This is a genomic window from Caballeronia sp. LjRoot34 (genome assembly GCF_964253815.1).
In the GTDB taxonomy this organism is placed as follows: Bacteria; Pseudomonadota; Gammaproteobacteria; order Burkholderiales; family Burkholderiaceae; genus Caballeronia.
The window spans coordinates 801161-817978 of sequence record NZ_CAXUSB020000002.1 but is presented as its reverse complement, the minus strand read 5'-3'; the positions used below and the strand labels follow the sequence as shown (position 1 = coordinate 817978).

13 protein-coding genes are annotated in these 16818 nt (G+C 60.4%); 8 read left to right on the top strand and 5 right to left on the bottom strand.

Going from position 1 to position 16818, the window contains the following annotated elements:
- The first annotated feature begins 23 nt into the window (after positions 1-23).
- From ACSQ36_RS23270 to ACSQ36_RS23245, 6 genes are all read left to right on the top strand, one after another.
- Entirely contained in the window at positions 24-1445 is a 1422-nt protein-coding gene (locus ACSQ36_RS23270) for an FAD-binding oxidoreductase (RefSeq protein ID WP_436183748.1), read from the top strand.
- 55 nt (positions 1446-1500) lie between these two features.
- The gene (locus ACSQ36_RS23265) at positions 1501-2478 is read left to right on the top strand and encodes a sugar ABC transporter substrate-binding protein (RefSeq protein ID WP_213762121.1); all 978 of its coding nucleotides are present in this window, start codon (positions 1501-1503) and stop codon (positions 2476-2478) included.
- 64 nt (positions 2479-2542) lie between these two features.
- Positions 2543-4063: a sugar ABC transporter ATP-binding protein gene (locus ACSQ36_RS23260; RefSeq protein ID WP_436183747.1), complete on the top strand. Its 1521-nt coding sequence runs from the start codon at positions 2543-2545 to the stop codon at positions 4061-4063.
- A 22-nt stretch (positions 4064-4085) separates the two neighbouring features.
- On the top strand, positions 4086-5084 hold the full coding sequence (locus tag ACSQ36_RS23255; protein WP_436183746.1) for an ABC transporter permease: 999 nt from the start codon (positions 4086-4088) through the stop codon (positions 5082-5084).
- Between the two features lie 92 nt (positions 5085-5176).
- Positions 5177-6034, top strand: a complete 858-nt coding sequence (locus tag ACSQ36_RS23250; protein WP_436183745.1) for an SIS domain-containing protein — start codon at positions 5177-5179, stop codon at positions 6032-6034.
- Between the two features lie 478 nt (positions 6035-6512).
- Positions 6513-7712 carry a porin gene (locus ACSQ36_RS23245; protein ID WP_436183744.1) on the top strand — a complete coding sequence of 400 codons (1200 nt, stop codon included), beginning with the start codon at positions 6513-6515 and terminating at the stop codon, positions 7710-7712.
- A 97-nt stretch (positions 7713-7809) separates the two neighbouring features.
- Here the strand turns inward: ACSQ36_RS23245 and ACSQ36_RS23240 are convergent, their stop codons facing one another.
- The 4 genes from ACSQ36_RS23240 to ACSQ36_RS23225 are packed head-to-tail and all read right to left on the bottom strand — an operon-like array spanning position 7810 to position 11861.
- On the bottom strand, positions 7810-8580 hold the full coding sequence (locus ACSQ36_RS23240; protein ID WP_436183743.1) for an SDR family NAD(P)-dependent oxidoreductase: 771 nt from the start codon (positions 8578-8580) through the stop codon (positions 7810-7812).
- A gap of 14 nt (positions 8581-8594) precedes the next feature.
- The gene (locus ACSQ36_RS23235) at positions 8595-9686 is read right to left on the bottom strand and encodes a glycerol dehydrogenase (RefSeq protein WP_436183742.1); all 1092 of its coding nucleotides are present in this window, start codon (positions 9684-9686) and stop codon (positions 8595-8597) included.
- A gap of 7 nt (positions 9687-9693) precedes the next feature.
- Positions 9694-10359: an HAD family hydrolase gene (locus tag ACSQ36_RS23230; RefSeq protein WP_436183741.1), complete on the bottom strand. Its 666-nt coding sequence runs from the start codon at positions 10357-10359 to the stop codon at positions 9694-9696.
- Complete coding sequence (locus ACSQ36_RS23225; protein ID WP_436183740.1) at positions 10356-11861, bottom strand: xylulokinase; 1506 nt, start codon at positions 11859-11861, stop codon at positions 10356-10358. The genes ACSQ36_RS23230 and ACSQ36_RS23225 overlap by 4 nt, the downstream gene beginning before the upstream one ends.
- Before the next feature lie 299 nt (positions 11862-12160).
- Here ACSQ36_RS23225 and ACSQ36_RS23220 point away from each other — a divergent pair, with 299 nt between their 5' ends.
- Positions 12161-13594, top strand: coding sequence for a PLP-dependent aminotransferase family protein (locus ACSQ36_RS23220; protein ID WP_436183739.1), 1434 nt, complete (start codon positions 12161-12163; stop codon positions 13592-13594).
- Between the two features lie 213 nt (positions 13595-13807).
- On the opposite strand, the gene ACSQ36_RS23215 is transcribed toward ACSQ36_RS23220, so the two are convergent.
- Positions 13808-14619, bottom strand: a protein-coding gene (locus tag ACSQ36_RS23215) for an IS5 family transposase (protein ID WP_436180705.1) whose coding sequence is annotated in 2 segments (ribosomal slippage) — positions 13808-14271 and positions 14271-14619 — 813 coding nt in all. Because the reading frame shifts where the segments join, the coding sequence is not laid out codon by codon here.
- Between the two features lie 837 nt (positions 14620-15456).
- Here ACSQ36_RS23215 and ACSQ36_RS23210 point away from each other — a divergent pair.
- The gene (locus ACSQ36_RS23210) at positions 15457-16587 is read left to right on the top strand and encodes an IS110 family transposase (RefSeq protein ID WP_436183738.1); all 1131 of its coding nucleotides are present in this window, start codon (positions 15457-15459) and stop codon (positions 16585-16587) included.
- Positions 16588-16818 lie beyond the last annotated feature (231 nt).

The window sequence follows — 16818 nt, the reverse complement described above, 5'->3', positions numbered from 1 at the left end:
CGCCAACCCGCTGGAGAGATTCGATGCACGAACAACCGTCCCCTGAGCACAACCCTTCCCAGCACGTTGTGAACGCGCTGCGCGAGGCGCTCGGAGCCGATGTAGTCAGCCTGCCGCACGAGTTCGCCGGAAGGAAGAATTCGGACTCGAGCCGCATGCCGTGCGAGGAGCCGCTTGCGTTGATCCGGCCGCGCAATACGGAACACGTTGCCACTGCGCTGCGGATCTGCCACGAGCACGGACAGGCGGTCGTCACGCAAGGCGGCTTGACGGGACTCGCCGGGGGCGCGACTTTCCTCGGCGGCGAAGTGGCGTTGAGCCTGGAACTGATGAACGGCATTGAAAGTATCGACGCGGTCAGCGCGTCCATGACCGTGTTGTCCGGCACGCCGCTGCAGATCGTCCAGGAAGCCGCGGACGCTGCGGGCTTCATGTTTCCACTCGATCTCGGTGCGCGCGGAAGCTGCACGATCGGTGGCAATCTCGCGACCAACGCGGGGGGCAATCGCGTGATCAAGTACGGGATGATGCGCGACCAGGTACTCGATATAGAAGCCGTGCTGGCGGATGGCAGCATCGTCGGCGGCTTGCGCAAGATGATCAAGAACAACACGGGGTATGACCTGCGCAACCTGTTGATCGGCAGCGAAGGAACGCTGGCTGTCATCACGCGCGCCGTGCTGCGCTTACGGCCGAAACCCCGCGCGGTATCGACGGCATGGTGCGGCCTGCCGAACTACGACGCCGTGACCACGTTGTTGCGGCGCGCGCAAGAAAGCCTGCCGGCGGGTGTCTCCGCATTCGAAGTCATGTGGCCGGGTTATTACGATTTCGTGCTGTCGCGCTTGCCCGAATTACGCGCACCGCTTGAAGGGAAACATGCCTTCTACGTGCTGCTGGAAAGCAGCGGCGCCGATCCCGAACGTCAGGCCGGTGCCTTCGAAGACTTCCTCTCGGGCATGCTCGAAGAAGGACTGCTTAGCGATGCCGCGCTGGCTTCATCGGAGTCGGATGCAGCTGCGTTCTGGGCGATTCGCGACGCACCCGGTGAGTATCAGCGGCTGATTCCGGGCCGGGTTTCCTTCGATGTCAGCTTCTCGATCGCCGACGTGGGCGAAGCCGCCCGCCGATGCGAACAGCAGCTTCGCGAACACTGGCCCAACGCGACCATTCTGATCTATGGACATCTCGGCGACGGCAATCTGCATATCGTCGTTCAGGAACCCGACTGGCCGCGAGACACCGCGCCCAAGGTGCAAGCCGTGGTGTATGGCGTGACCGGCGAGATGGGCGGCTCGGTATCGGCGGAACACGGCATTGGCACGAAGAAGCTGAAGGTGCTGGCGTTGTCGCGTACCCCGGCCGAACTTGCAGCCATGCGCGCGATCAAGGCCGCTCTCGATCCACTGAACATCCTCAATCCCGGAAAGTTGTTGCCGCACTGATTCAACAGTTCTTATGTTTTTTTAAAACCGCCAAACCCCAACAAAAGGAGGAGACATGACGCGGTTCGTGAAGCAGGTGATGTGTGGTGTAGCGCTGGCAGTGGCAAGCGTGGTTGCAACGGCCCCGGCGTTTGCTGCCGACAAGATGAAAGTAGGCATTTCCATGAAGGTGCTCAACGCGCCTTACTTCTCGGCTGCCATGGAGTCAGCCAAAGCACGTGCCACGGAACTCGGCGCTGACGTCATTACGGCCGACGCCCAGGGCAAGATGGGCAAGCAGATCTCGGACGTGGAGGACATGTTGACGCGTGGCATCAAGGTGCTGATCATCGACCCGGCCGATCCTAAAGGTCTCGTCAACTCCGTGAACGCAGCCACGGCCGCCGGCGTGAAAGTGGTCGTGATCGACAGTACGCTCGACCCCAAGGCCAACTACCTGACGCTCGTGCAATCGTCGAATCGCGAGAACGGTGCGCTGGTCGGCTCATGGGTCGTCGACACCATGGGCGACAAACCGCTGAAGATCGCGCTGATCTCCGGCGAGAAAGGCAATCCGGTCGGCAAGGAACGGCGTGACGGCGTGATCGACGGGATTGTCGAAGCGCAGCTCGCCAAGACCGGCAAGGTCAACATGCAGATCGTCGGTCAGGGCTGGGGCAACTGGTCGGATGAAGGCGGGTTGAAGGCCATGGAAGATTTGCTGGTTGCCAACAAGGACATCAACATGGTGCTCGGCGAAAACGACAGCATGGTCCTCGGCGCACGCCGTGCAATCGAAAGCGCGAACCGTACGGGCATTACGCTGGTTGCCGCAGCCGACGGCCAGAAGGAAGCGCTCAACCTGATCAAGCAGGGCAAGTACGGCGCGACCGCACTGAACGATCCGGCACTCGTCGCGCGCACGGCGGTGGACATCGGGATGAAAGCGGCGAAGGGTGAAGTGACCAACGTGCCGAAGATTTCGTACACACCGTCCGCTGTGATCAACCAGAGCAACGTCGACAAGTTCTACAACCCGAAGGCGATCTTCTAAAGACGCGCGGGTTCATGCAGGCGCACCGGCCCGGCCGGTGCGCCTGCATTCTGGAGACACCTTCATGATTCCATTCATCGCCCTTACCGGCGTCGACAAGCGCTTCGGCGGCATTCACGCCATTGAAGGCGTCGACTTCGATGTCCTTGGCGGCGAAGTCCATGCGCTCGTCGGCGAGAACGGCGCGGGCAAGTCGACGCTGATGCGCATTATCGGCGGCGGCCATCAACCCGATGCCGGTACGATCAAGGTCGAAGGACAAGAGATATTCTTTCGCAATCCGCACGCGGCCATGGAAGAAGGCATTGCGGTGATTCATCAGGAAACGGCATTGGCGCCGGATCTCTCGGTAGCTGAAAACGTGTTCCTCGGCGCGTTGCCGGTCGTGATCGACTGGCGTTCGCTGCGCAGGCAAGCGCATGAATTGATCGCGAGCCTCGGCTTCGACATAGACCCTTCCGCGCTGGTCAGCGGCCTGTCCGCGGCGCAATGCCAGGTGATTGAAATTGCCAAGGCGCTCAGCCGGCAAGTGAAGCTGCTGGTGCTGGACGAACCCACCGCCGCGCTAGCGCCGTCGGATGCCAACAAACTGCTCGAGATCGTGCGCGGGCTGCGCTCGCGCGGCGTGGGCATTGTTTATATTTCGCATCGGCTGGATGAGGTGTTCGCCATAGCGGATCGCATCACGGTGCTCAAGGACGGCAAGCGCGTGGACACCGTCAAGCCTGCGGATATCAGCATGGATGAACTCATTCGCAAGATGGTCGGCCGCCCGCTTTCAGTGCTGTTCCCGCAACGTCACGCGACGCTCGGCGACGAAGTGCTGAAGGTAACGGGCCTCGTACGCGGCCATGCTGTACGCAATGTCTCGTTCACGCTGCGCGCCGGCGAAGTGGTCGGGCTTGGCGGCCTGATCGGCTCGGGACGCACGGAGGTCGCCCGGCTGATCTTCGGCGCCGACACCCGCGATTCCGGCACCATCGAACTGAAGCAAAAGCTGCTGGCGATTCGCTCGCCAATGGCAGCGGTCAAGGCCGGCATCGGCTTCGTTCCTGAAGACCGTAAGGGCCAGGGCGCGGTTTTATCGATGCCGATCCGCGTCAACGCCACGCTCGCGGCGCTTAAGTCCGTCAGCCTTCCGGGCGGTTTTCTCGCGTTCGGCCGCGAGCGTGCATTCGTTCAAAAATTGATGGAACAACTACGCATCAAGGCCCGTTCGATGGACGCCGACGTCTCCACGCTATCAGGCGGCAACCAGCAAAAAGTCGTGCTCGCCAAGTGGTTTCATGCGGATGGCGACCTGATCATCCTCGACGAACCTACACGTGGTGTCGACGTGGGCGCCAAGGTGGAAATCTATACGCTGATCAATCAGCTCGCAGAACGCGGCAAGGCGGTGCTCGTGATCTCGTCCGAGCATCAGGAGTTGATGGGCTTGTGCGATCGCATTCTCGTGATGGGCGAAGGCGAGATTCGCGGCGAACTCCAGCCCGCCGATTTCAGCGAAGAGCAGATCCTCTCGCTCTCCTTGCAACGTGTGCCGAACAAAGCGCCGGACGAAGCGCCCGCCGCGCTCACCCACTAAACCAGACACGGAGACTCGCACCATGAATCCCAGCGCCGTCACTCAGAAATCGCGTCAGGCGCAATCCGGCCACGCACACGCAAGACATTGGTGGTCAGTCGCCCGCCGCTTCAACACGGTCGCTATTTTGATCGTGCTTGTGATCGCCGCGTCGTTCGTATCGAGCGACTTCTTCTCGGTGGCTAACCTGTCCAACATCTCGCGTCAGGTCGCGGGCGTCGGCATCATGTCGGTGGGCATGCTGCTGGTTGTGCTGACCGGCGGTATCGACTTGTCGGTCGGCTCCATCGCGGCGCTGGGCAGCGTGGTTTCGGCCATGCTCATTCCCCAATACGGCCTGAGCGTCGCCCTGCTCGTCACGCTGCTGGTCGGTGGTCTATGCGGCTTTGTATCGGGCGCGTTGATCGCGTGGTTCCGCCTCACGCCGTTTGTCGTCACGCTGGCCATGATGACCGTTGCGCGCGGTGTGGCCATGATCGTCTCCAATGGCTCGCCTATCCTCGTCGACGATCCAGGTCAGGCGCTGCTCGACTTCGGCCGTCATTCGTATTTCGGCATACCGGGCCCGACGCTCGTGATGCTGATCGTATTCGCGATTGGCGGGATTGCGCTGAACTGGCTTCGTGCAGGCCGCGTGGTCCGCGCGATCGGATCGAACGAGGAAGCCGTGCGGCTGTCGGGCGTGCCGGTCGCGCGCCATGTGCTCGGCACGTATGTCAGCTCGGGACTGCTGGCGGCGCTTGCCGGCATCATCTCGACGTCGCGTGCAGGAGTGGGTGCACCGACGGTCGGCGTAGGCGACGAACTGACCGTGATTGCCGCGGTCGTGATCGGCGGAGCGAGTCTGGCAGGCGGTAAAGGCGGCGCCGTGAATACGCTGATGGGCGTGCTGATCCTGGGGGTGATCGGCAACATCATGAACCTTGCCAGCGTGCCGGGTTACCATCAGCAAGTGGTGATGGGCGTGATCATCGTGGCGGCTGTCCTGTCGCAACGCGGCGCCCGTTTCTGGCGCCGCTAGCAGGGCGATCCGATACACTTGGCAACGTGGCCTCAGGCCTGCACGGGGCGCCGCTTGCGGCGCCCCGTTGACAATGAACGAAGGAACATCGAGTGCCCGATTACAACATCCTCGAACTGATCGACCGCGCGCGTCCCAACCTTCGCCGTGGCAGCCGGCAAGTGGCCGAGTACATCCTTGCAAACCTCGCTTCGATCTCCGACATCAACCTGGCCGAGCTCGCCCGCAACGCGCAGGTCAGCGAGCCGACCGTGCTGCGATTTTGCGCGACGCTAGGCTGCAGCGGTTTCAAGGACTTCAAGATCCGCATGGTGCAGAGCCTGGCGCTCGGTGCACCGGCCACGCACTCGGTGCTCGCCAAGGGCGACGACCCGGAGACCATCGCCACCAAGATCTTCGACTACACCATCACCAGCCTCGACTGGGCGCGCAAGAAGCTGGATTTCGCGGCTATCGGACGGGCGGTGGATTTGCTGGCGAAAGCGCGGCGGATCGAATTCTTCGGCTTTGGCGCGTCGGGCATTGTCGCGCTGGACGCGCAGCAGAAGTTTCCGCTCTTCGGCGTGCCATGCGTCGCGCATCAGGATTCGCACCAGCAATTCATTGCGGCGTCCATGCTCAAGCCGGGCGACGCGGTCGTGGCCATCTCGAACACCGGCTCTACGCGTTCGCTGATCGAGGTCGCGCGGACCGCCCGCGAACGCGGCGCAAGCGTCATTGTGATCACCGGATCGAATAGTCCGCTCGCAAGCTTCTCCGACGTCGCCGTGATAGCGGAGACGCTGGAAAATACAGATGTCTATACACCGACCACGTCGAGGCTAGCGGCGCTTGTCATTATCGATATCCTCTCGACCAGTGTCGCGCTGCGCAAAGGCGACGCTCATACGCTCGCCGTGCTCGACATGAAAAAGCGCCTGGCCGACATGCGCTCGACCGGCGTCATTTAATAAGCAGTAACCCTCGCTACTCGTACACATCAGGAAGGCCACCCCCGGCCTTTGCACATGGCGCCTGCCACGGGCTTAAGAGTCTGCTAAGACAGACAAGCCTGAATTCCTCTGAAATTGCCAGCTTTTCAATAACTTGTTGTTCAAATAATACGCATGCCGATTGAATGTTCCTTGTCGGCAAAAAGATAAATATCATTCACGAAAATGAAATCGGGCCAGACTATGGTTCGTCGAGCCAGACGTTCAGTACCCTTCGAAAAGCTTACAACTTGGTGGGTATAGGGCTTTTAGCCTATTTGTGATTCGGTCGGCCTCATGTCTGACGGTTTGGAATGCTAATTATTTCGGCTATATGAATTTTTGGCATGTTGGTTTAGAAAGCAACGGAATAACCAAACAATCAAACATCAGTGGGACTTTTCGACCCGTTCAAATAGGATGTCTCCTTCTTTTACAACAACTGAAGCACAACAAAATGAAAATTCAGAAAACCGCGGCTGCCATCTTTGCTATCGGAGCATTTGCTGGCGCTGCACACGCACAAAGCAGCGTGACCCTGTACGGCGTTGCCGACGGCGGCATTCTCTTTAACAACAACGTCAAGGGTGCGAAGCAATATGCGCTATCCAGCGCCAATTCATCGCGCTGGGGCTTGCTCGGCTCTGAAGATCTGGGCGGCGGCCTCAAGGCAATCTTCGACCTGGAAAACGGTTATACACTCGGCACCGGCGCGCTGAGCCAGGGCGGCCTGGAATTCGGCCGCAAGGCCTTCGTCGGTCTGTCGAGCAGCACGTACGGTACGCTGACGCTGGGCCGCCAGTACTCGGCAAGTAACGACGCCACGGCCACCTTTGCATCGGGTGCTGACTGGGCTGCATCCGGCCTCGGCTACGGTACGCGCGCAGGCGACGTCGATAACGTGGATACGTCGAACCGCATTCAGAACGCCCTCAAGTACACGAGCCCGAACTACCGTGGCGTGACGGTTGGCGTCTTGTACAGCCTGGGCGGCCAGGCCGGCCAGTTCTCGAGAAACGCGGTCACCGACGCAGCCGTGTCGTACGCAAACGGCCCGCTCAAGCTGGGTGCAAGCTACAACTTCACCAAGGACCCGTACTTCTCGACGTTTGGCGACCAGGGCAACTCGTCGACGCCGACGTCGGCCGCGGGCGGCACCAACAACATGCCGAGCCGTATTTACGGCGGCTACGCGTCGGCAGGCTCGCAGCAGATCATCACCGCCGGCGGTTCGTACGCAGTGGGACCGGCAACGATCGCGCTGCTGTACTCGAACACCCAGTTCCAGAACCTGGGTTCACTCGGCAATCCTCCGGGCAGCTTTGGCACCAAGTACAACGGCGGCACCGCTACGTTCAATTCGGGCGAAGTGAACGTGAAGTACGCACTGACCCCGGCTCTGACGCTGGCCGGCGCGTACATCTACACGCATAACAGCGGCGCCGACGACGTAGGCAGCGCGAAGTACAACCAGTTCAACCTGGGCACCATCTACTCGCTGTCCAAGCGTACGACGCTTTACGCGATCGGCTTCTTCGAGACCGCTTCGGGTGTCGATTCGACGGGCAAACAGGCTGTTGCTGACTTCAGCGGCTCGTCCTTCTCGTCCAACAATCACCAGTTGGCAGCGATCGTCGGCATCACGCACAAGTTCTAAAATGATGGTTTGACGCTTCGGGCGGTACTCCTAAGCGTCTCTGGAAGCACACAGCCTTCTCTCTCCATTTTTCCGGAGAGAGAAGGTTTTTTTTGCGTCATACCCCGCTTGCGTAGCCGCCGTCCACAGGCAAGGTCACGCCCGTGATGAACGCCGACGCCGGCGATGCCAGGAACAACGTTGCGCCGACCAGGTCATCCACTTCGCCCCAACGCTTGAGCGCGCTGCGCGCCGCTATCTTCTCCGCGCTGGCCGGTACTTCCCACAGCGCACGTGTCATGTCGGTCCGGTGGTAGCCTGGCGCAATCGCGTTTACCCGTACCCCTGCCGGGCCGAACGCGTGAGCCAGCGAACGCGTCAAGCCGAGAATGCCGGTCTTGCTGGCGCAATAAGCCGGCACATCCACGTCGGCGATATAACTCAGCATGGACGCCACGTTGACGATCGATCCACGCGCCTGCTCGAGTTTGTCACGAGCGGCCATTGCGAGGCGCATGACCGCCGTCAGGTTCACGTCGATCACTTCGCGAAAGACATCGTCAAGATATTCATCGGCGGGACGCGCCACGCCGGCCGCGTTCACCAGCACATCGAGCACACTTAGCGTAGCAACGAAACGCTTGATGGCGTCGTTATCGCGGACATCCAGTTGCTCGAAGCGAATGCCTTCGAGCGTGGCGTCCGCGCGCAACCCTTCGAGCTTGCCAGCCGAGCTGCCGGTTGCAATCACCTGAGCGCCCAACGCCGCAAAACCCCGCGCGATTGCGAGTCCAATGCCGCTGGTTGCGCCCGATACGAGGACCGTCTTGCCGTCGAAGAGGCCGGGACGGAACGCGGCTGTTTCCGCGCCTTTGAGTTCGCCTGTCATGTGTTGTCTCGCTTTTAAATTTGGTTATCGGATCGTGCCGCGTATCGGTCCATCGCCTTCAACGCTGCAACCACCAATGGTGCATCGACGGGATACGGTTCGTTGTGGATGATTTCGCCCGCCCGGCATGCACGCTTCGCCACGGTCTCAAGCGCCGCTTCGTCGCTCACGTCCACGTTGATCTGCGCGAGACGCGTAGGCAGGCCCACGGCGCGGCAGAAACGAAACACGCGAGCCCGTTCGTCGTCAGGCACCGCCGATAAAAACAGCGACGCCAGCACGCCGATAGCGACCTTCTCGCCGTGCAGCAAGCCATGCGACGAAGGCAGGTCCGCGAGGCCGTGATGAATGGCATGCGCCGCGGCCACGCCACCCGACTCGAAGCCGATGCCCGAAAGCAGCACGGTCGCTTCCAGCGTGGCGTCGAAGTCCGGCGTGACGATCTGTGCGCGGCAATCATCCACCGCCTGCACGGCATGCGCGAACAAGGTATCGCGACATAACTTCGCTGCCTCGAAAGCCAGCGCCGTGCCGCGACCGCCACAAAGATTTTTTGCATAGGCGCGGCGGCACGCATCGGCTTCGTAGAAAGTAGCGAGCGCGTCCCCAATGCCTGCGATAAAAAAACGCACGGGCGCGCGCACGATCAGGCTGGTATCGAGCAGCACGAGATCCGGATTGCGACGGACAAAGCGGTCGCGCACCACCCGGCCCTCTTCGTCGTAGATCACGGCAAGCGCTGAACACGGCGCATCCGATGCAGCAATGGTCGGTACGCACACGAACGGCAAACGCAGGTCGTCAGCAGCGGCGCGACCCGTATCGACCACCTTGCCGCCGCCGAACGAGACCACGATGTCGGCCCCGCTCTCGCGAATCCATGCAGCCGCGGCGGAGACGGAGCGTTCGGTGCACGCGGCATCGACGCTACGCACGGCGAGCTTCACGCGTTCAGCCTTCGATAACGCAGGTTCAAGCAAAGCGGCAACGTTACTGTCGACGAGACACGCCGCGTGCGTGCCCAGGCGCGCGAGTTCCGCGTCGAGTGAATCGAGCGCGCCCGCGCCCTGGACGTATCGCGAGGGGAAGATGCTGGTTCGGAGCATGATGGGTTCAGGGAAAAGGAGTGAGTTGAACGCCGAGCGCATCGGCGAGTTCGTGTTCGGTGCGAACAATGCGTACGCCATCGGGAAACGTGCCAGCAGCGCTTTCATGCTCGGGCCACGCGAGCACCCGCATGCCGGCCGCGATAGCGGCGCGGGCGCCGGTCGGGCTGTCTTCCACCACGATCGCTTCCTCAGGAGTCACGCGCAGCAGCCACGCAGCGCGCTGATACGGCTCGGGGTCGGGCTTGCCGGCGCGTACGTCGTTAGCGCTGATGGAGATCAGTTGCGGGTCCTGCAAGTCGAGCGCGCGGAGCCCCGCTTCAAGCAACATACGCGATGAGTTCGACACAATTGCTTGCCGTGTTCCCGCTGCGTGCACGGCGTGATAGACACCGAGTGCGCCGGGTCGCGGCTGCATCTTCGGGGCTTCGGACAGATAGTGCCGCGCCCTTGCCATCGACCATTGACCGTAGTCGAAATCGATTCCGAAACGTTCGCAGCAGTACGCGTGCACTTCGCGGCCGGTCTTGCCGAATATCGATGCATGCAGGTCGTCGCCCGCGTCTATTCCATGATGGGTCAACACGGCGACCAGTGTGCTCAGATGCAGCGCTTCACTGTCAGCGAGCGTGCCGTCCATGTCCCACAGGACAGCTTTGATTACTTGCGTCATGCATGAGCCTCGGCGAGACGATCCAGGTCGTCGTAGAACTGTTGCGAGCTCACATAGAGCCGCTCGAAGATCGGCATCATCCGATCGTAGGTGTCGCTTGCCCGCGGGTCCGGCAAGACCTCGCGTTCGAACTGAACGAAGGCCGCGACTGCATCGCCCAGACGCGCGAACTGGCCGTGTGCGGTCGCCGCAAGAATGGCGCAGCCGATCACGCCGCATTCGAGTTGAGCCGGCACGAGGATCGGCGTGCGATACATGCTTGCCTTGATCTCCAGCCAGAGAGCAGCCTTGGCGCCGCCGCTTGCCGCGACCAGCCGCTCCATGTGCACGCCCGCTGATTCGATCACGCCAATGTGCCGCCGCACGCCGAACGCGACCCCTTCCAATACCGCGCGATGCAGATGCGCCGTGCCATGCTTGGCCGCGATACCGAAGAACTGGGCGCGCGAATTCGAATGTTCGCCGAGCCTTTCACCGCTCAGGTAAGGCAGGAAGAACAGGCCCTCGGAACCGACGGGGGCATCGGCAGGTTTCTGTGCAACGGCCTCGTAGCTCAGGGCATTTTCATGGAATGCACGACGCGCCCAGCGCACTGCATCGCCACCCGAATCGAGCAGCATGAAGCGTCCCCAGAGCCCTTCCGCCGAGATCATGTTCGAGACTTCCGGGTGCAGCATGGGGGTGTCCGCGATCACCGTGATGATCGACGACGTGCCGGTGATATCCGAGCCGAGACCGGGTCCGTACACGCCGGAGCCCAGCATGGAAAGCGGATAGTCCGCGCCGCCCACAAGCACCGGCGTACCTTCGCGCAGGCCAGTTGCCTGAGCCGCTTCGGAGGTGACCGTGCCGAGTATTTCCTGCGGCGAGCGGATGGGCGGGAGCTTGCTGCCGTCGAGACCGAGTGTGTCGAGCATGGGCTGGGACCAGGAGCGTGTTTCAGGGTCCATCAGGAAGCTCGTGGAGGCGTCGCTCCAGTCCCAGGCGCGCTCGCCGGTCAGCCGGAAGTTGATGTAGTCCTTCGGCATGAACACCGTTGCCGCACGTTCGTATGCATCGGACTCGTTCTGCTTGAGCCATTGCAGTTTGAAGCCGGGCCATGCGGGTGTTGCCGGATTGGCCGTCAATGGCAGATACGATGCGGCAGCGTGGCTCGCGCGAAAGGCAGCCACTTGCGCAAGCGTGCGTTTGTCGTTCCAGAGCGGTGCGGTTTCGCGGGTGAGTTGACCGTCTGCGTCGATAAGAACCGTGCCGTGCATCTGGCCGCACGCGCAGATGGCCGCGATGTTTTCGGCAGCATGGGGCGTGCTGTTCAAGACCTCGCGGATGGCCCCGGCTACGCCTTGCCACCAGTCGGTCGGGCGCTGCTCGGACCAGCCGTAGCGCGGCACGATCTGCTCGTGTTCGCGCGCCGCAATGCTCACTATGACGCCATGCGAATTGACCAGGGCGGCGCGCGCGCTGCCAGTGCCAACGTCGATGGCAAGGTAATACGTCTCCATCACTCGAATCCTCAGGTACTGCCTGAACGAGCAAGCAAAAACTCGCTGAGCCGGCGTGCGGGTGATTGCGTCTAGGTTTTATTAACGTTATTTTGACTACATTTTTTGATCGTGTCAATTAAACGATATCGCGGTTAAACGCGGATTTTTGCCATATTCTGCCCATCCGAGGTAAGTTCAGTTTAGCTCATATCGTTGTTTTTGCTAACTTTACAGTGCGTTAGCGTGATACCGAAAACCGCTCGCCTTACTGGTATGCCAAAATCCGCGAATCAACCCCAATCGAGGATACCGTTGCGATGGAAATCCACGTGACCATTCGCGGCCGCGACGACCTGAGCGGACAGATCTACCGGCAGTTGCGCAGCGGGATTGTCGAGGGAAGGTTGGCGGCGGGCGAACGCCTGCCCTCCACGCGCGATCTCGCCACGCAACTTGGCGTCTCGCGCAAGACCACGCTCGATGTCTTCGAACGTCTCACCATCGAGGGTTATCTCCGGTCACGTCCCGGCGACGGCACGTTTGTGGCTGAGGGATTGATCCGCGTTCCAACGCATCCCGCCGACGCAATGAAGCATCAGGCGAGGACGCAAGCGATCTGGTCGTCTATGCCCGTTCAGCTTTCGATGCCCAGGCACGACGTTCCTTACCCATTTGATTTTCTAGGCGGCGTGACTGACAAGCGCCTGTTCCCCTTCGACACCTGGCGTCGCTGCATCAATCACGCGGTGCGACTGCAGGCACTCGGGCGTGGGCAATATCACGACCCCGCCGGCGAACAGGAATTGCGCCTCGCTGTGTCGCGTTATCTGGCGTTCAGCCGCGCCGTGGCAAGCAACTGGCAGGACGTGATTGTCACGCATGGCGCGCAGCAGGCGATCGATCTGATCGCACGTGTGGTGCTGCGTCCCGGCGATGTGGTCGCGGTTGAGGAACCGGGATATCCGCCCGCGCGTGCGGCGTTTGCAGCGGCCGGGGCCAAGATGATCGGCGTGGCTGTCGACGACCAGGGTTTGATCGTTGAGCAATTGCCCAAGAAAGCACGGCTTGTCTATGTGACCCCGTCGCATCAGTTTCCACTCGGCATGCCGATGAGTCTTGAGCGTCGCGTGGCGTTACTTGAGTGGGCGCAGCGCCAGGGCGCGGTCATCATTGAGGACGACTACGATGGCGAGTTCCGCTTCGAGGGCCGGCCGATGGAACCGCTCAAGAGTCTTGATCGAGCGGGGCTGGTGGCTTATGTCGGCACGTTCTCAAAGACGATCTTTCCCGAGTTGCGGGTGGGGTATGTCGTGCCGCCGGCGTCGCTGAATGAAGCCATACAAAAAGCCAAGCAGATAAGCGACTGGCATACGTGCTCACTGACGCAAGCGGCTCTGGCTAAATTCATGCTCGATGGCGACTTCGCCAAGCATCTGCGACGTATGCACAAGCACTATGAAGATCGTCGGAGAACGCTTGTTTCGTTTCTGCAAAATGAGCTTGCCGAATGGTTTGAGCCGCGGATTCCCGCAGCGGGAATTCATATGAGTGTGCGGTTGAAGGGATCGTTGAGGGAGAAGCAGCTGACCGGTGGCGCTCTCGATCCGTCCATTGGCTTGTATGGCATTTCGGGGTTCTACATGAATCGGCCAGCGCAGGAAGGGCTGATATTTGGCTATGGCGGGATTGAGTCGAACGACATCGATATTGCTATGAAGAAGCTCAAGATGCGTTTGTCGAGGGTGATGTAGGGCGTCGTCGTTAATGGGGGGGTCTGGGGTTAGTGGTCGGGGTTGATGCCGGGTTGCTGCTTTCGGCCTTAGTGGTCTGCGAGAGTCGGATTTTCTCTTTATCACTATTAGCCACTGTGCGTGGCGGCACGTCATTTCTTTGTCCAAAGCGACAAAGAAACGAAGCAAAGAAAACGCTTTCAAAACACGCTACCCTAAGAGACTGTTGCAGAATTAAGTTTGCATATTTTTTAGCCGGGTCCAGCAAGTTAAAGCACACGCGAGCGTGAGGAAGGCTTCGTGTATGTGCGCATATTTCTCGTAGCGCATCTTCAGGCGGCGATAGGAGTGCAGCCAAGCGATCGTACGCTCGACAGGCCAACGTGTTTTGCCTAGACCACTGCCATGGGGTGAGCGCAGTTTCGCGAGTTCAGGAGTGATGCCGCGTTTGCGAAAGCGTCGCCGATGTGGCTCAGAGCTATAGCCTCGGTCGCCCTGAACAATTTTGGGCTTACGCAAGGGCCGTCCTGGCTTGCCTCGAATTGGCGGAATGGCTTCGACCAGTGGGTCAAGCTGAGTGACGTCATGGCGGTTTGCGCCCGTCAGGATGACGCCGAGCGGGATGCCTTGCGCATCGACGATGATATGGTGTTTGCTGCCGAGTTTGCGCCGGTCCGTGGGGTTTGGGCCTGTTTTTTTCCCGCGTACAACGCGCGAATGGAGGAGCTGTCGACCAGTACTCTGGCCATATCGAGTTGGCCTCGACGGCGCAGTTCGGCCAGCATCGTTTCGTGCATGCGTTGCCATACGCCCGCTTTATGCCACTGGTCCAGGCGCCTCCAGCAAGTGGAGCCCGACCCGCAGCCCATTTCCTGCGGCAGCAAATTCCACGCGAGGCCTGCGCGCAGCACGAACACGATGCCTGTGAGCACGGCGCGATCAGGTATTGGCTTGCGTCCTGCATACCGGCGATTGCGCGGCGCAGCTTTGGGCAGCAGCGGTTCGATGAGTGCCCATAATTGGTCGTCTATAAGTTCCTTAGCCATGGCTTCCTGTCAGGGAAAACAAGACAGAAGTTAACACCAGAGCCAAAAAGTTAACAGCCCCTTTTTGTAATTCTGCAACAGTCTCTAAGTGTCCACAGCGTGCAGTTTCTATTCATAGGTGCCCCAAAAGCACGGTGCTCGCCAGAGCCACGGATGTTTGAACCCCTCCTTCTCGCGAATCCTGACACGAACACGCTTCGCCCCGCACGCTCTCGGGCAAGCACCATTGCTAAGGAATCCGTACGGCCTCACGGGTATTTACGGCTGCGGCTCTTTGACAGGGTATCTACCTGGTCTGTGCGACCGTATTTGTAGGCCACAGCTTCATGCGTGTTTGTGGTTACCGTTTTAGTTTTTGTGAATTGGTTGCGCGTTCTGTACAGCTATTTTCGTCGGTTACAGCCACCCGCATCTTCGCGACCTCGTTTCCAGCAGGGTTGGCGACGTGGTTCGAGGCGTGTACACATTTGGAGGGCGGTCGTCCGCGGATAGCGCGGGGTGCTCCTTGGGCAGGTTCAATCACTGGTGGCGAAGCGTGTGGGTATCGGTGTTCGGAGAAGGAGGGTTTCAAACATCCGTGGCTCTGGCGAGCACCGTGCTTTTGGGGCACCTATGAATCAAAACTGCACGCTGTGGACACTTAGGGTAGCGTGGTTTAAAAGCGTTTTCTTTGCTTCGTTTCTTTGTCGCTTTGGACAAAGTTAGTATGACTTCCGTGAGCAGTAAGGGCTGGCCCCCGTGACAGAGCTAAAACACGCGGGTTAGCATAGCGCCAGAGCCGTAACAGTGAGGGCGAACCCGTCACTCATAGGTTTTGTTTCCAACACGGAGGCCAGCATGCAAAACGATATCACGTTATTTGTCGGACTGGATGTTCACAAAGACTCGATTACAGTTGCCTACGCGCTGGGCAGCGGCGAAGTCGAAGTGCTCGGCAAGATCGGCACGCGCTCTCGCGATATTGATCAGTTATGCAAAAAGCTTCAATCCAAGGCTCGCCACGTAAAAATCGTTTATGAAGCCGGTCCTCTGGGCTATGACCTGCAGCGCCGCCTCGCTGCCAAAGGCTTCGAGTGCATGGTGTGCGCCCCCTCGCTGATCCCGCGCAAAGCCGGCGATCGCGTGAAGACCGACCGCCGCGACGCGCTCAAGCTCGTGCGCTCACTGCGCGCGGGCGACCTCAGCGCCGTGCATGTGCCCACCGTCGAAGACGAAGCATTTCGCGATCTTGCGCGTGTCTGGGCCAGTACGCGCGATGCCCTCAAACGCGCCCGCCAAGCGTTAAAATCGTTCCTGCTCGCCCACGCCGTGCGATACGCGGGCACGGCGAACTGGGGACCGGCGCATCGACGCTGGATCAGCAAGTTCTCGTTCGGCAACGCATGGCAGGACCTCGCCTTCACCGAGTTGCGCCGCGCGATCGAAGACCGGTTTGCGCAGTGCGAGCGGCTTGAGTCGGCCTTGCGCGAAGCGGTGCCGCAGTGGCGCTTTTATCCCGCCGTGCTCGCCCTGCAAACCATGCGCGGCATCAAGTTCACCACCGCCGTTGGCTTGCTCTCGGAGATCGTCGATGTGACGCGCTTTGCCCATCCTCGGCAGTTGATGGCGTGGCTGGGCATAACGCCTTCAGAATACTCGTCGGGGGGCAGCCGGCGCCAGGGCAGCATCACCAAGACGGGCAATTCGCTTGCGCGAAAGTTGCTGATCGAGGCCGCCTGGAGTTATCGGCATACGGCCCGGGTGAGTCCCGAAATTCAGCAGCGTCATGAGGGCGTGCCCAAGGTGATTATCGATCGCGCCTGGGACGCGCAGTTGCGTCTGTGTGGGCGCTTTAGAAGAATGGTGGCGAAGGGCAAACTCAAAAACGTGGCGGTCGTCGCGATCGCTCGCGAACTCGCCGGGTTTATCTGGGACATCGCCCGTCTGGGCATGGAGCAGGCGATCAACAAGTCCAGAGCGGCTGTCTAAACCAGCAAAAAACAGTTTTGCAATCATCGAAAAGGCAGTTTCCTGAAGGCGGCGTAGCCCGGCATCAGAGTTACCCGCGGCATTTCTTTGCAACGGCTTATCAACGGTTCACGCCGACTTGCGCACAAAGTTAGCGGCAGGCTCACGAGACGGATCACTGTAATGCGGTAACCAACCCGCGAATATCAGATTGATTCACCGTCGAGTGTTACTGCTACGCCGCCCTCAGGA

Excerpts from the sequence above, each read along its gene's own strand:
- ACSQ36_RS23270 (WP_436183748.1), top strand. The coding sequence starts at position 24 with ATGCACGAACAACCGTCCCCTGAGCACAACCCTTCCCAGCACGTTGTG.
- ACSQ36_RS23265 (WP_213762121.1), top strand. The coding sequence starts at position 1,501 with ATGACGCGGTTCGTGAAGCAGGTGATGTGTGGTGTAGCGCTGGCAGTG.
- ACSQ36_RS23260 (WP_436183747.1), top strand. The coding sequence starts at position 2,543 with ATGATTCCATTCATCGCCCTTACCGGCGTCGACAAGCGCTTCGGCGGC.
- ACSQ36_RS23255 (WP_436183746.1), top strand. The coding sequence starts at position 4,086 with ATGAATCCCAGCGCCGTCACTCAGAAATCGCGTCAGGCGCAATCCGGC.
- ACSQ36_RS23245 (WP_436183744.1), top strand. The coding sequence starts at position 6,513 with ATGAAAATTCAGAAAACCGCGGCTGCCATCTTTGCTATCGGAGCATTT.
- ACSQ36_RS23240 (WP_436183743.1), bottom strand. The coding sequence starts at position 8,580 with ATGACAGGCGAACTCAAAGGCGCGGAAACAGCCGCGTTCCGTCCCGGC.
- ACSQ36_RS23235 (WP_436183742.1), bottom strand. The coding sequence starts at position 9,686 with ATGCTCCGAACCAGCATCTTCCCCTCGCGATACGTCCAGGGCGCGGGC.
- ACSQ36_RS23230 (WP_436183741.1), bottom strand. The coding sequence starts at position 10,359 with ATGACGCAAGTAATCAAAGCTGTCCTGTGGGACATGGACGGCACGCTC.
- ACSQ36_RS23225 (WP_436183740.1), bottom strand. The coding sequence starts at position 11,861 with ATGGAGACGTATTACCTTGCCATCGACGTTGGCACTGGCAGCGCGCGC.
- ACSQ36_RS23220 (WP_436183739.1), top strand. The coding sequence starts at position 12,161 with ATGGAAATCCACGTGACCATTCGCGGCCGCGACGACCTGAGCGGACAG.
- ACSQ36_RS23210 (WP_436183738.1), top strand. The coding sequence starts at position 15,457 with ATGCAAAACGATATCACGTTATTTGTCGGACTGGATGTTCACAAAGAC.